Source organism: Pseudomonas sp. FP818, from assembly GCF_030687335.1.
In the GTDB taxonomy this organism is placed as follows: domain Bacteria; phylum Pseudomonadota; class Gammaproteobacteria; order Pseudomonadales; family Pseudomonadaceae; genus Aquipseudomonas; species Aquipseudomonas shahriarae.
This window is the reverse complement of sequence record NZ_CP117427.1, coordinates 3,603,774-3,617,055: the sequence shown is the minus strand read 5'-3', so window position 1 is coordinate 3,617,055 and position 13,282 is coordinate 3,603,774. Positions and strand designations below refer to the sequence as shown.

At 60.3% G+C, this 13,282-nt stretch carries 12 protein-coding genes; 7 read left to right on the top strand and 5 right to left on the bottom strand.

The window, feature by feature from the left end; all coding sequences use genetic code 11:
• Window positions 1-4 precede the first annotated feature (4 nt).
• The 3 genes from PSH80_RS16090 to PSH80_RS16080 are packed head-to-tail and all read right to left on the bottom strand — an operon-like array spanning window position 5 to window position 3,566.
• Window positions 5-1,270 (bottom strand): dihydrolipoamide acetyltransferase family protein, encoded by a 1,266-nt coding sequence (locus PSH80_RS16090; RefSeq protein WP_057960088.1) that lies wholly within the window; start codon window positions 1,268-1,270, stop codon window positions 5-7.
• On the bottom strand, window positions 1,271-2,329 hold the full coding sequence (locus tag PSH80_RS16085) for an alpha-ketoacid dehydrogenase subunit beta (RefSeq protein ID WP_057439417.1): 1,059 nt from the start codon (window positions 2,327-2,329) through the stop codon (window positions 1,271-1,273).
• 1 nt (window position 2,330) lies between these two features.
• On the bottom strand, window positions 2,331-3,566 hold the full coding sequence (locus tag PSH80_RS16080) for a 3-methyl-2-oxobutanoate dehydrogenase (2-methylpropanoyl-transferring) subunit alpha (RefSeq protein ID WP_120733532.1): 1,236 nt from the start codon (window positions 3,564-3,566) through the stop codon (window positions 2,331-2,333).
• A gap of 196 nt (window positions 3,567-3,762) precedes the next feature.
• On the opposite strand from PSH80_RS16080, the gene bkdR reads away from it, so the two are divergent.
• Complete coding sequence (gene bkdR / locus PSH80_RS16075; protein ID WP_057439415.1) at window positions 3,763-4,251, top strand: Bkd operon transcriptional regulator BkdR; 489 nt, start codon at window positions 3,763-3,765, stop codon at window positions 4,249-4,251.
• Window position 4,252: 1 nt separating this feature from the next.
• Here bkdR and PSH80_RS16070 read toward each other — a convergent pair whose 3' ends face one another.
• The gene (locus PSH80_RS16070; protein WP_115128527.1) at window positions 4,253-5,128 is read right to left on the bottom strand and encodes a tyrosinase family protein; all 876 of its coding nucleotides are present in this window, start codon (window positions 5,126-5,128) and stop codon (window positions 4,253-4,255) included.
• Window positions 5,129-5,622: 494 nt separating this feature from the next.
• Here PSH80_RS16070 and PSH80_RS16065 point away from each other — a divergent pair, with 494 nt between their 5' ends.
• Together PSH80_RS16065 and PSH80_RS16060 are read left to right on the top strand one after the other, a co-directional pair.
• On the top strand, window positions 5,623-7,248 hold the full coding sequence (locus PSH80_RS16065) for a methyl-accepting chemotaxis protein (RefSeq protein WP_305417470.1): 1,626 nt from the start codon (window positions 5,623-5,625) through the stop codon (window positions 7,246-7,248).
• A 46-nt stretch (window positions 7,249-7,294) separates the two neighbouring features.
• Window positions 7,295-8,518 (top strand): HD-GYP domain-containing protein, encoded by a 1,224-nt coding sequence (locus tag PSH80_RS16060; RefSeq protein ID WP_120733529.1) that lies wholly within the window; start codon window positions 7,295-7,297, stop codon window positions 8,516-8,518.
• A 15-nt stretch (window positions 8,519-8,533) separates the two neighbouring features.
• On the opposite strand, the gene PSH80_RS16055 is transcribed toward PSH80_RS16060, so the two are convergent.
• Window positions 8,534-9,397 (bottom strand): MBL fold metallo-hydrolase, encoded by an 864-nt coding sequence (locus tag PSH80_RS16055; protein WP_120733528.1) that lies wholly within the window; start codon window positions 9,395-9,397, stop codon window positions 8,534-8,536.
• Window positions 9,398-9,491: 94 nt separating this feature from the next.
• On the opposite strand from PSH80_RS16055, the gene PSH80_RS16050 reads away from it, so the two are divergent.
• The 4 genes from PSH80_RS16050 (at window position 9,492) to PSH80_RS16035 (ending at window position 13,268) form a co-directional block, all read left to right on the top strand.
• Window positions 9,492-9,827, top strand: coding sequence for a helix-turn-helix transcriptional regulator (locus PSH80_RS16050; RefSeq protein WP_032860171.1), 336 nt, complete (start codon window positions 9,492-9,494; stop codon window positions 9,825-9,827).
• 54 nt (window positions 9,828-9,881) lie between these two features.
• Window positions 9,882-11,126, top strand: coding sequence for an FAD/NAD(P)-binding oxidoreductase (locus tag PSH80_RS16045; protein WP_305417466.1), 1,245 nt, complete (start codon window positions 9,882-9,884; stop codon window positions 11,124-11,126).
• Window positions 11,127-11,135: 9 nt separating this feature from the next.
• Entirely contained in the window at window positions 11,136-11,939 is an 804-nt protein-coding gene (locus PSH80_RS16040) for a sulfite exporter TauE/SafE family protein (RefSeq protein ID WP_057439411.1), read from the top strand.
• A 153-nt stretch (window positions 11,940-12,092) separates the two neighbouring features.
• Window positions 12,093-13,268 carry a porin gene (locus tag PSH80_RS16035; protein ID WP_057960082.1) on the top strand — a complete coding sequence of 392 codons (1,176 nt, stop codon included), beginning with the start codon at window positions 12,093-12,095 and terminating at the stop codon, window positions 13,266-13,268.
• Window positions 13,269-13,282: the final 14 nt, after the last annotated feature.

The following is a 13,282-nucleotide window of genomic DNA, read 5'->3' as shown; positions in this document are numbered from 1 at the left end:
GCCCTTACTCCAGGAACAGGCTGGCGGGTTGTTCGAGCAGGCCACGGATGGCCTGGATGAATTGCGCCGCGTCCATGCCATCGACCACCCGGTGATCGAAGGAGCTGGAAAGGTTCATCATCTTGCGGATCACGATCTGCCCCTTGATCACCATTGGTCGCTCGACGATGCGGTTGACGCCGACAATCGCCACTTCCGGCAGGTTCAGCACCGGGGTGCTGACAATTCCGCCCAACGCGCCGAGGCTGGTCAGGGTGATGGTCGAGCCCGACAGTTCGTCACGGCTGGCCTTGCCATTGCGCGCGGCGTTGGCCAGGCGGGTGATTTCTTCGGCGGTGCCCCACAGGCTGCGCGCCTCGGCGTGACGCACCACGGGCACCATCAGGCCGACATCGCTCTGGGTGGCGACGCCCACATGCACCGCGCCAAGGCGGGTGATGACTTGGGCTTCGTCGTCATAACGCGCGTTGATCTGCGGGAAATCGCGCAAGGCCACAACCATCGCGCGCACCAGGAATGGCAGCAACGTCAGCTTGCCGCGGCTGGCGCCGTGTTTTTCATTGAGGTGTACGCGCAAGTCGTCGAGGGCCGTCACGTCGATCTCTTCGACGTAGCTGAAATGTGCGGCGCGGCGCGTGGCGTCCTGCATGCGCTGGGCGATCTTGCGGCGCATGCCGATCACCGGGATCTGCTCTTCGTCGTTACGCTCGGCATACGGGTTGGCGCCGGCCGAGGCGCGGGTGCTGCCCTGTTGCAGATAGGCATCAAGGTCTTCATGCAGAATACGCCCGGCCGGGCCCGAGCCCTGGACCAGGCGTAGCTGGATCCCGGCGTCCAGCGCATGCTTGCGCACGGCGGGCGAGGCCAGCGGGCGCTCATTGGCGTCGCGGGCCACCGGGGCCTGGGCGGCCACCACCGGCTTGGCGGCCGGTTTGCTTTCAACCGCAGGGGCCTTGATTTCGGCTTTTGGGGCCGGCGCGGCTTCTTCAACCACCGCCGACAACGCCGACTCCCGGGTATTGCCCGCGCCTTCGACTTCAATGCTGATCAGGATACTGCCCACGGCCATGACTTCACCCGGCTCGCCGCCCAGCGATATCACCTTGCCATGGACCGGCGAGGGAATATCCACCATCGCCTTGTCGGTCATCACATCCGCCAGCACCTGGTCTTCCACGACCATATCGCCGACCTTGACGTGCCATACCGACAACTCAACCTCTGCGATGCCTTCGCCAATGTCCGGCATCTTGATAACGTGCGTGCCCATTCAGACCTCCATGACCCGTTGCAAAGCCGCGCCCACACGGGTCGGGCCAGGGAAATACGCCCACTCTTGCGCGTGGGGGTAGGGGGTGTCCCAGCCGGTCACACGCTCGATAGGCGCTTCCAGGTAGTGGAAGCAGTGTTCTTGCACCAACGACACCAGCTCGGCACCAAAACCGCAGGTCCGAGTGGCTTCATGCACCACCACGCAACGGCCGGTCTTTTTCACCGACTTGACGATGGTTTCCAGGTCCAGCGGCCACAGGCTGCGCAGGTCGATGACTTCGGCATCGATGCCGGTTTCTTCGGCGGCCACTTGCGACACGTACACGGTGGTGCCGTAAGTCAGCACCGTGACGGCCGAGCCTGGACGCACGATGGCAGCCACATCCAGCGGCACCGTATAGTAGCCGTCCGGCACCTGGGCTTGCGGGTGTTTGGACCACGGCGTCACCGGGCGGTCGTGGTGGCCGTCGAACGGGCCGTTGTACAGGCGCTTGGGCTCGAGGAAGATCACCGGGTCATCGTTTTCGATGGAGGCGATCAGCAGGCCCTTGGCGTCATAGGGGTTGGACGGCATCACCGTGCGCAGGCCGCAGACCTGAGTGAACACCGCTTCGATACTCTGGCTGTGGGTCTGGCCGCCGTAGATGCCGCCGCCGCAGGGCATGCGCATGGTCAGCGGTGCAGTGAACTGGCCGGCCGAGCGATAACGCAGGCGCGCCGCTTCCGAGATGATCTGGTCGGTGGCCGGGTACACGTAGTCGGCGAACTGAATTTCAGCCACCGGGCGCAGGCCATAGGCACCCATGCCCACGGCCACGCCGATAATGCCGCTTTCGGAGATCGGCGCATCAAACACCCGCGAGGTGCCGTACTTGCTCTGCAAGCCTTCGGTGCAACGGAACACGCCGCCGAAGTAACCGACGTCCTGGCCGAATACCACCACATTGTCGTCGCGCTCAAGCATCACATCCATGGCCGAGCGCAGGGCCTGGATCATGGTCATGGTGGTCGTGGTCATGGCGGTTTCCAGCTCGATTTTATTGTTGTGATCGTTCATGTCAGATCCCCAACTCTTGACGCTGGCGCTTCAAGTGCTCCGGCATCTCTTTATAAACGTCTTCGAACATGCTCGCGGCGCTTGGAATCTGGCCACCGGCCAGGGTGCCGTACTGTTCGGCTTCTTTCTGCGCGCTGATCACTTCGGCCTCCAGCTGCGCACTGACCGTGGCGTGTTCCTCTTCGGACCACTGGCCAATCTTGATCAGGTGCTGCTTGAGGCGGGCAATCGGGTCGCCCAACGGGAAGTGGCTCCAGTCGTCGGCAGGCCGGTACTTGGAGGGGTCATCGGAGGTGGAGTGCGGGCCGGCGCGGTAGGTGACCCATTCGATCAGGGTCGGGCCGAGGTTGCGGCGCGCGCGTTCGGCGGCCCAGGCAGAGGCGGCGTACACCGCGATAAAGTCGTTGCCGTCCACCCGCAGGGAGGCAATGCCGCAACCCACGCCGCGTCCGGCGAAGGTGGTGGCTTCACCACCGGCGATGGCCTGGAAGGTGGAGATCGCCCACTGGTTGTTGACCACGTTGAGAATCACCGGCGCGCGGTACACGTGGGCGAAGGTCAGGGCGGTGTGGAAGTCCGATTCGGCGGTGGCACCATCGCCGATCCATGCCGAGGCAATCTTGGTATCGCCCTTGATCGCCGAGGCCATGCCCCAGCCCACGCCCTGTACGAACTGGGTGGCGAGGTTGCCGGAAATGGAGAAGAAACCGAAGTCTTTTACCGAGTACATGATCGGCAACTGGCGGCCCTTGAGCGGATCGCGCTCGTTGGACAGCAGTTGGCAGATCAGGTCTACCAGCGGCACTTCACGGGCCATCAGGATGCTTTGCTGGCGGTAGGTGGGGAAGCACATGTCGTCGATGTTCAAGGCCAGGGCCTGGGCGCTGCCGATGGCTTCTTCGCCAAGGCTTTGCATATAGAACGACATCTTTTTCTGACGCTGGGCGACCACCATGCGGTTGTCGAAGATCCGCGTCTTGAGCATGGCACGCATGCCGCGGCGCAAAATGTCTACCGGGACACCTTCTGCCCATGGGCCCAGGGCCTGGCCCTGGTCGTCGAGCACGCGGATCAGGCCCTTGGCCAGGTCGGCGGTGTCGGCGGCTTCTACGTCAATTGCGGGTTTGCGCACCGTACCCGCATCGGTCAGATGCAGGTAGGTAAAGTCGGTCTTGCAACCTGGACGGCCAGAAGGCTCGGGAACGTGCAGGCGCAGCGGTTCGTATTGCTGGGTCATGGCTTTCTACGCTCGATCTTGTGAATTTCTTGTAGTGGGCGCGCTTAGCTGACAGTCAGTCCCCGGGTAGGAGAAATCTTGTCCTACAACAATCATAGGCCGGGGCGTGGAGAATATTTATCTCTGTTTGGTTGCGCCTGAGATCATTTGAGGATAAAAAATCTGCATAAACATAATAAACAGGTGGTTTTGTCTCATGCGCAAGCTGGACCGTATTGATATCGGGATTCTCAACAGCCTTCAGGAGAATGCCCGCATCACCAACGCCGACCTCGCACGTTCGGTCAACCTGTCGCCCACGCCGTGTTTCAACCGGGTCAAGGCGATGGAAGAATTGGGCTTGATCCGTGACCAGGTCACGCTGCTGGACGCCGATTTGCTGGGGCTGCACGTCAATGTGTTTATCCACGTCAGCCTGGAAAAGCAGAACGAGGAAGCCCTGCAGCAATTCGAGGGGGCGATTTCCGACCGGCCGGAGGTGATGGAGTGCTACCTGATGGCCGGCGACCCGGACTACCTGATCCGGGTGCTGGTGCCGACCATCCAGTCGCTGGAACGCTTTATGATGGATTTTCTGACCAAGGTGCCGGGTGTGGCGAACATCCGCTCGAGCTTTGCACTCAAGCAGGTGCGCTACAAGACCGCGCTGCCGCTGCCGGCCAATGGTTTGAACCTAGGCAGCTGACTTATTCATAACGGTAGTCAAGTTGCTCAAGGTCCAGGGTCTGCCTGATGGTCCAGCGCTCTGGCCAGGGTGCAGGTTCGTTTTGCGGGTTGAACACCAGGTTTGAGTCCAGCACGCCGTTGGGGGCGTCAGCCCTGGGCTGGAACGGCTCGCTGATCGGATGCTGCTGGCGCCACTGCTCCCACAGAAAGTCCAGATGGCAATGGTGCAGGAAAAACAGCGGGTCATTGGAAGAGGAGGCGGTGGTCATATCGCCGCCGATCCAGGCATGAACCCTGTTGTGCAATCGGTCTTCACTGACATTTTCCCAACCGCCGGAGGCTTCAGCCACGGGGACTTGCCAGTACGGGGTGCGCGCTAACGTTGAAATCACTTCCAGGGGGCCTGGCAAGGGCTGCTCGGGATTTGCCCCCAGGTCGCGACGCAGACCCTGATCACCCGAATTGTCGTCCCACACCTTGAGTTCGAATGCGCCGTTGAACACGGAAAATGGGCCGGTGGTGACACGTTGGTTTTGCATGTTGTCGCCGTTGCCCCCCATGAAATCGGCGGTGAAGGGGTTGCTGCGACCCTCTAGTTGCCAATCCCAATAGGGCAGGGTGATAGACGGATCATTTGCGGCGGCTTTGAGCGCCAGTTCGAACTGCCGAATCAGGATCCGGTGCCAGGGATAGAACAGCGGGCTTTGGTGGGGGTTGGGGACCAGTGGGTTGGGCCCGCCCATAGAGTTGCGATGGACCTGCACGAAATCGTCATAGCGGCTCTGCAGGCCGGGGCGCAGGACACTTGGAACGTCGTTCTTGAGCCGCAGAATGGCGGTGACAAAGGCTCGTTTCTGCTCCCCGGTCAGGTCGCGGTGGTTACGTCGGATGTCCATGTTTCAGATGCTCCATAGAATGTGGGTTCCTGGAGTATCCGTGGGGGAGGCAGCAGAATGTGGTGTATAGATCTTCCTCTCGTAACGTCGGTAATACGCAATTGTTTCTATTCATACGAGGCGATGTGACTGATAGCGATCATCTGGAAGTGTCTGGTGAGCAAGCCATTATTATAAAAAACGCTTGTCCTTATGGGCAGTAAGGTATCTGCTAAGCTCATGTCTTATTCGGAAGAGCGAGTCATAGAGAATGAGAAACTAGTCCATCTGGCTATTTAAGGCTCTAAGGGTGCTCGCCCGTCTGTTATCGTCGCGGCGTATTCTTGGTCTACTTGACTTATATGAGTAGTTAGCTAAGTAGTGGTTTGCGTGATTTTTTGTTTGTCGGCTCCATAAAACAACGATAGGCCTACATTTTTTTCACAGAACGCTCCACACACTGATGCCATCGAGGCTGTAAAAGTCCTTGAGCCAGTAAGCCTAGGGGAATTGCCATGTCAATGAGATCCATAAGATTGAACTCCCGTACCACCCTGTGTTTTGGCGTGGTGTGCCTGTTGCTTTTAATACAAGGCGCGATGACCCTGGTGAAAGTTGACAAAGTCTATTCGTCCACTGTGCAAATAGAAACTAACTGGCTACCCAGCATTCGTCAGGCTGGAAAGATAGAAAGTACGTTATTGAAACTTCGCTTGGAGTTGCGCAGGTTTGCACTGGATGCTAATCGGCTAAGTTCCACTTCGGTCGGTGCTGTTAAAGAGGCGAGTAGTGCGCTGGTTAAAGTAAGCAATGAGTATGCTTCGTTTGTATCCAGTCCCGAAGAAAAGAATAAATATGATCAAGTCATACGGGATATACAGGCCTATAACCTGAAAGTTGATGAGTTGCTGGCCATGGACAGTTCACATTCGGCTGCTGACTTGAGTGTGTTTTTTAGAGATTACACCAGCCCTCTGGCCGTTAAGCTGCAGTCCATGATTGGGGAATTGTTGGCTATCAACGAAACGGGTGGGCAGGCCGCAGTGGCCACTGCGGCCCATGAATATGATGCTGCCCGATTGTTCACATTGATCCTGATGGTGGCGTCGGTGCTGTTGACCATTCTGGTCGCCCGACTGTTCACCAAAAGTATCATCACGCCGGTTGGCGAACTGTTGGCCGCGACGGCGAAGATTGCCCAGGGAGACTTGCGTGTCGCCATCCAGATCAGCGGCAAGGACGAACTGACCGACCTGCAACAGTCCACTGCAGCCATGCAGATGAGTTTGAAAAGTACTTTGCAGCATATATCCGAAGCATCCGGCCAACTGGCATCGGCTGCTGAAGAGATGAGTTCGATCACCAAGGAGTCCAGTGCCGGTATTGAACGACAAAGTATGGAGACCGATCAGGCCGCCACGGCGGTCAATGAGATGACTGCCGCGGTAGAAGAAGTGGCGCGTAATGCGGTGTCGGCCTCCCAGTCGACACAGGACTCCCAACGCTCGGCAAAAGTCGGCCAGGAGCGGGTGACCCAGACCATCGCATCGATTGAAAAATTGAGCGCCACCGTCCAGCAAACCGGGGTCGAAGTAGAGGGGCTGGCCAAACAGGCCCAGGACATTGCAAGGGTGGTGGAAGTCATCCGCTCCATTGCCGAGCAAACCAACCTGCTGGCCCTGAATGCGGCCATCGAAGCGGCCCGGGCCGGCGAGCAGGGGCGCGGCTTTGCGGTGGTGGCCGACGAGGTCAGGGCGTTGGCCCATAGAACGCAGACCTCGACCCAGGAAATCGAGCAGATGATCGCGAAGATCCAGAGCTGTTCCAGTGAGGCGGTGCTCTCGATGGGGCTGAACCGAACTGAAGCCGTGGATTCGTTGAAGATCGCCCATGAAGCGGGTGCGGCCATTACTCAAATCACCCATGCGATCGAGGATATCAACGAGCGAAACCTGCTGATCGCCACCGCGTCGGAAGAGCAGGCCCATGTCGCACGCTCTGTCGACCAGAACCTCATCAGCATTCGTGACCTGTCTATCCAGAGCTCGTCGGCCGCCAGTCAAACCTCGATCGCCAGTAATGAACTGTCGAAGCTGGCGATTGATCTCAAACAGATTGTTTCGAGGTTCTCGGTGAACTGAGCCGAGTCGGGCAGGTTGTTTGATCTTGAACTGTGAGGTAATGCCTATGTTGAAATGCATTCCTACTTCGCAAGTCAGGTTGGGTATGTACGTCCACAAGCTCAACGGCGCCTGGACTGACCATGGTTTTTGGAAAAGCAGTTTTTTGCTGACCCGTCTGCAAGACCTGCAGCGTTTGCGTCAGTCACAGGTGCAGAGCCTCTGGATTGATACCGAGAAGGGGGACGACGTGCTGCCGGACGAGCTGCCGCGTTCGCCAGCTGTTACCTCAACGGTCGCTGCACTGGCGCAATCTGCGGTGCCCCCGCGTGTTGATATGAAGGTCGAGGTGGCGCGTGCCGTCAAGGTGTGCGCGCGGGCCAAGAGTGCCGTCGTCGAAATGTTCAGTGACTTGCGCATGGGGGGCGCGATCGACCCTACTCGCGTGGTTAGCCTGGTGGATGAAATTTCCCAGTCGATTTTGCGCCACCCCCATGCCTTGATCAGCCTGGCCCGGTTGAAGCGGGCCGATGAATACACCTACATGCATTCGGTCGCGGTCAGTGGCTTGATGATCGCGTTGGCCAGGCAGTTGGGGCTGTCGCCGGCATTGGTCCAGGAGGCAGGGCTGGCAGGGTTGTTCCATGACGTGGGGAAAATGGCCATCCCGGAGGGCATTTTAAGCAAGGCCGGCAAGCTGACTGAGGCGGAGTTCGAGATTGTGCGCAGCCATCCCCAGGAGGGGGTGAACATGTTGCGCAACAGCCCGCATATCAGCGCCCTGGTATTGGATGTGTGCTTGCATCACCATGAAAAGTGCAACGGCGAGGGTTATCCCCACGGCCTGCTCCAGGATCAGATCAGCTTGTTTGCACACATGGGCGCTGTGTGTGATGTGTACGATGCGGTGACCTCAGAGCGGCCTTATAAACAAGGCTGGGGGCCGGCCGATGCCATTCAGAAAATGGCCGAGTGGAAAGGCCATTTCGATGAGCGGGTGTTCCAGGCGTTTGTCCGGTGCATGGGGATTTACCCGGTGGGCGCCTTGGTGCGCCTGGAGAGCGGGCGTATCGGTGTGGTGATTGAGCAAAGCCAGAAGTCGTTGCTCACGCCACGGGTCAAAGTGTTCTTTTCGGCGCGCTCCCGCTTGCCCATTATCCAGGTGGTGGTGAACCTGGCCGAGCAGCGCGACAAGATTGTCGCTCGCGAGAGCATCGAGGACTGGGGCTTCAAGCATGTCGACGAGCTTTGGTCAGGCTTGCCCAAGCCCAAGGGCTCTTACTTCAGTTGAGCCCGATGTGCCGTGTCACAGCTGGTTGATCGGGATTTTCAGGTACACCACGCCATTGTCTTCCGCCGGCGGCATATTCCCCGCTCGTACATTCACCTGGATCGCCGGCAGCAACAGCGTCGGCATGCCCAGCCCGGCATCACGGGTGGTGCGCATTTGCACAAATGCCGCTTCATCCACCCCGTCATGCACATGGATATTGCTCGCTCGCTGTTCAGCCACGCTGGTCAGGCATTTGGCCTCGCGGCCCTCGGGTGGATAGTCATGGCACACGTACAGCCGGGTGTCGCCGGGGAAGGCCAGCAACTTGCGCATCGAGGCATACAACTGGCGCGCATCGCCGCCAGGGAAGTCACAGCGGGCGGTGCCCACGTCGGGCATGAACAGGGTGTCGCCCACCAGGATCAACTGGTCGTCGATCAGGTAGGCCATGTCTGCCGGGGTATGGCCGGGCACGTGCAGGGCCTGGGCCTGGAGGTTGCCGATGTGGAACACCTCGTCGGGGGCGAACAGATGGTCGAACTGCGAACCGTCAACGCGAAACGCCGGCTCCAGGTTGAACAGGTTCTTGAACACGCCCTGCACCTGGCTGATGGACTGGCCAATGGCGATTTTGCCGCCCAAGACACGGCGCAGGTACGGCGCGGCGGACAGGTGGTCGGCGTGGGCGTGGGTTTCCAGCAGCCATTGCACCTGCAAGCCATGGGCCTGGACGAACGCCACGACGTGGTCGGCCTGGCGCGTGTCGGTGCGTCCGGACGCGGGGTCGTAGTTGAGCACCGAGTCGACAATGGCACAGGGTCCACCGTCCGCTTCATAGACGATGTAGGTCCAGGTCGACGAGGCCTCGTCCAGGAAGGGTTGAATCAGCGCAGGCATGACGGTTGTCCCTGATGGCTAAAAAAAGGCGTGATATTCACTTTATGTTTAAACATAATGTTTTGAGCTTAAGTGAGAGAAAGGACCGAAGCAAATGGAATCCAGTCTGAGTGAAGGTGAAGTCGCCCAGTTGCGTGCGTCTGCGTCCAAGGCCTGTACCTTGCTCAAGGCCCTGGCCAATGAGGACCGGCTACTGATCCTCTGCCAGTTGACCCAGGGCGAGCGCAATGTGGGTGAGCTGGAAACCATGACCGGCGTGCGCCAGCCGACGTTGTCCCAGCAACTGGGAATCCTGCGCGACGAAGGGCTGGTGGCGACCCGTCGTGAAGGCAAGTACATCTTTTACGGGTTGGCCAGCCACGAAGTGATTCAAGTGATGAAAACCCTCTCCGGGCTGTACTGCGGGGCGGTGATAAAAAGCTGGGCGTGACGCCATACGGCAACGACCCTTGTGTGCATTGTTGAAATAAGAAAGGCCAGGACTATGAACGACCAACACTGGGGACCGACCATCAGTGGCGACATCGTGGTCATCGGCGGCGGCTCGGCAGGCATCGGCCTGCTGGCCAGCCTGCTCAAGCGCGACCCGCAGCTCAATATCATCCTGATTGAACCCAGCGCCGAACATTACTACCAACCCGCCTGGACCCTGGTGGGCGGTGGCGCCCATGACATCCGCAAGACCATGCGCCCCATGGCCCGGGTATTGCCCGACGGCGTGACCTGGGTGCAGGCGGCGGTCAGTCAGTTGCTGCCCGACGAGCAGGCCCTGGTGCTCGACAGCGGCCAGCGTGTGACCTGGAATAACCTCATCGTCTGCCCCGGCCTGCGCCTGGCCTGGGAGAAAATCCAAGGCCTGGAGCAGACCCTGGGCCACAACGGCGTTACCTCCAACTACAGCTACCAGCACGCACCCTACACCTGGCAACTGGTGCAGCAGCTCAAGGGTGGCAAGGCGATCTTTACCCAGCCGGCCATGCCGATCAAATGCGCAGGGGCGCCGCAAAAGGCCATGTACCTGTCTTGCGATCATTGGCTCAAGCAAGGTGACCTGAACACCATCGACGTCGAATTCAACCTGGCCGGCGCCGCGCTGTTTGGCGTGGCAACCTTTGTGCCGCCGTTGATGAACTATGTCGAGAAATATGGCGTGCAGTTGGCCTTCAATTCCAACCTGATCAAGGTCGATGGCCCGGCGCGCAAGGCCTGGTTCGAGGTCAAGGACGCCGAAGGCAATACCAACGTCGAAGAAAAATCCTTCGACATGCTGCACGTCGTCCCGCCGCAAGTGGCCCCGGACTTTATCCGCCACAGCCCACTGGCCGACGCCGCTGGCTGGTGCGAGGTCGACCCCCATAGCCTGCAACAGGTGCGTTACCCGCACATCTTCGCCCTGGGCGATGTGTGCTCCACCAGCAATGCCAAGACGGCAGCGGCGGTGCGCAAGCAAATCGTGGTGGTCGCCGAGAACTTGCTGGCCCTGCGCAGACAGGCGCCATTGCCGCTCAAGTACGACGGTTATGGCTCCTGCCCGTTGACGGTGGAGAAGGGCAAGGTGGTGCTGGCCGAGTTCGGTTATGGCGGCCGGCTGCTGCCGACCTTTCCCCTCGACCCGACGGTGGCGCGGCGCTCGGCGTGGTTTTTGAAGGCGACGCTGCTGCCGTGGTTCTACTGGAACGGCATGCTCAAGGGCCGCGAATGGCTGACCCGTCTGGCCAAGGTGGAGTGAGAGAACCCTATGCTGCTGGCAAGTTTTTTTGGCGTGTTCATGGGGCTGGTGATGGGCCTGACCGGGGCCGGGGGCGGGATCCTGGGGGTGCCGGCGTTGGTGCTGGGGCTGGGCTTGACCATGACCCAAGCGGCCCCGGTGTCATTGTTCGCCGTGGGCGCGGCGGCAGCGGTGGGGGCGATTGATGGCTTGCGCCATGGCCTGGTGCGGTACCGCGCGGCGTTGCTGATTGCCTTGCTTGGCGCCCTGTTTTCGCCGCTGGGGGTGTTCTTCGCCCATCAGTTGCCGGACAAGATCCTGATGGGCCTGTTCAGCGCGCTGATGGTGCTGGTGGCGTGGCGCATGTTGCGGCGCGAAAAGCTCGAGGCCGGCCCCAGCGACCATGGCGCCGCGTCCTGGGGGCAGAAGAACTGCATGCTCGATCAGCAGACCGGGCGGTTTTCCTGGACCGCCAAATGCACCGCGACCCTGGCCGCCCTCGGTGCGGTGACCGGTGCGGTATCGGGCCTGCTGGGGGTGGGCGGCGGCTTTCTGATCGTGCCGGCGTTCAAGCAACTGACCGATGTGCAGATGCGCGGGATTGTCGCCACCTCGCTGATGGTGATCAGCCTGATTTCGCTGATTGGTGTGGTCGGCGCGTTCCATGCCGGGGTGGTGATCGACACCCTCGGCTGGGTGTTTATTGGTGCCAGCATCGTCGGCATGCTCATCGGCCGGCGCCTGGGCTCGCTGATTCCGGCGCGGGCCTTGCAAATCGGCTTTGCCAGCCTGTGTATCGTGGTGGCAGGCGGGATGTTGTTCAACGCCCTTTGACCCCAACCCCGCGCCTACCGGTGTAAGCCTTAAGTGGCGGGCCCTCGGCGCCCTCCAAAGCACCGCGCATTTCCCTCCAAGGCAGCGTTTAACCGCGCTGCCTGGCTTTCGATAATCGCCTCCGACACCCAGACCCCCGTCGCGGAGCGCGCCATGCATAACAATAAGAACTTCCCCCGTCGTTTGTTGCCAGCCTTTATCGCCAGCCTCGGTTTGAGCTCGGTGGCCCAGGCCGAGATCGTGCTGTACGACAAGGACCAAACCACCTTCTCCACCGATGGCTACGTCAACGCCTTCTACGTCAACAGCGATGTGGACCGTGCCGGCGAGCAATACGACCGGCGCCAGTCGCGGGTGAAAATGGGCTTTTTGCCCAACTACCTGGGCTTCAACATGGGCAAGCAGGTCGATGACCTCAAGCTCGGCGCCCGTGCCTCGTTCTGGGTGACCATCAACGACAGTGAAACCAACGGCACCGACACCGCCATCGACGTGCGCCAGTTCTACGGCACCGTGGCCAACCCCGAGTGGGGCGAAGTGCTGATCGGCAAGGACTTCGGCCTGTTCGCCCGTTCCAACATCCTGCTCGACGAACTGCTCGCCGGCTATGGCCAGGTCAGCGACAGCCTGGGCCTGGTGGACGGCGGCGGGGTATCGTTCGGCAATATCGGCAGTGGCTACCCATACCCGTTCCCCACCTCGCAAATCACCTACCGCACCCCGGTAATGGACGGCCTGCGGGTGGCCGTGGGCATCATGGACCCGGTCGACACCAACGACAGCAGCCCGCTGGGCAAGGCCTACCAGAAGAACCCACGTACCGAGAGCGAGATCACCTACCAGTTCGACGTGGGCGGGGCGAAGATCTACAGCTGGCTCAACGGCAGCTACCAGACCTCGGACAACACCGACTCTACCGTCGAATCGGTGACCTCCAAGGGCCTGGGGTATGGGGTGCAGGCGAAGATGGGCGGCTTGTCGCTCACCGGCTCCGGCTTCCAGGCCAAGGGCATCAACCCGTTCTTCACCAACAACGCCGGGGAGGCCACCTTGCGTAATGTCGACAGCAATGGCTACCTGCTGCAGGGCTCCTACAAATTGGGCAAGAACCGCCTGGCGCTGTCCTACGGCAAGACCAAGGACGACGGCAACGGCGTGGTCGGCAGCGGCGCCGACTACGAAACCCGGGGCATTGCCCTGTTCCATGACATCAACGACAACCTGAAGCTGGTGGCCGAGTACAACCAGTTCGAGATCAGCGGCCACGACACCAGTGCGCAGAATGAAGACACCGATACCTTTGCCGTAGGTGCGGTGCTGACCTGGTAATGACCTGGAACACG

Bases quoted from the DNA above. Each gene is read 5' to 3' on its own strand.
- PSH80_RS16070 (WP_115128527.1), bottom strand. From the start codon at position 5,128: ATGGACATCCGACGTAACCACCGCGACCTGACCGGGGAGCAGAAACGA.
- PSH80_RS16035 (WP_057960082.1), top strand. From the start codon at position 12,093: ATGCATAACAATAAGAACTTCCCCCGTCGTTTGTTGCCAGCCTTTATC.
- PSH80_RS16065 (WP_305417470.1), top strand. From the start codon at position 5,623: ATGTCAATGAGATCCATAAGATTGAACTCCCGTACCACCCTGTGTTTT.
- PSH80_RS16090 (WP_057960088.1), bottom strand. From the start codon at position 1,270: ATGGGCACGCACGTTATCAAGATGCCGGACATTGGCGAAGGCATCGCA.
- PSH80_RS16060 (WP_120733529.1), top strand. From the start codon at position 7,295: ATGTTGAAATGCATTCCTACTTCGCAAGTCAGGTTGGGTATGTACGTC.
- PSH80_RS16055 (WP_120733528.1), bottom strand. From the start codon at position 9,397: ATGCCTGCGCTGATTCAACCCTTCCTGGACGAGGCCTCGTCGACCTGG.
- PSH80_RS16045 (WP_305417466.1), top strand. From the start codon at position 9,882: ATGAACGACCAACACTGGGGACCGACCATCAGTGGCGACATCGTGGTC.
- PSH80_RS16080 (WP_120733532.1), bottom strand. From the start codon at position 3,566: ATGACCCAGCAATACGAACCGCTGCGCCTGCACGTTCCCGAGCCTTCT.
- PSH80_RS16050 (WP_032860171.1), top strand. From the start codon at position 9,492: ATGGAATCCAGTCTGAGTGAAGGTGAAGTCGCCCAGTTGCGTGCGTCT.
- bkdR (WP_057439415.1), top strand. From the start codon at position 3,763: ATGCGCAAGCTGGACCGTATTGATATCGGGATTCTCAACAGCCTTCAG.
- PSH80_RS16085 (WP_057439417.1), bottom strand. From the start codon at position 2,329: ATGAACGATCACAACAATAAAATCGAGCTGGAAACCGCCATGACCACG.
- PSH80_RS16040 (WP_057439411.1), top strand. From the start codon at position 11,136: ATGCTGCTGGCAAGTTTTTTTGGCGTGTTCATGGGGCTGGTGATGGGC.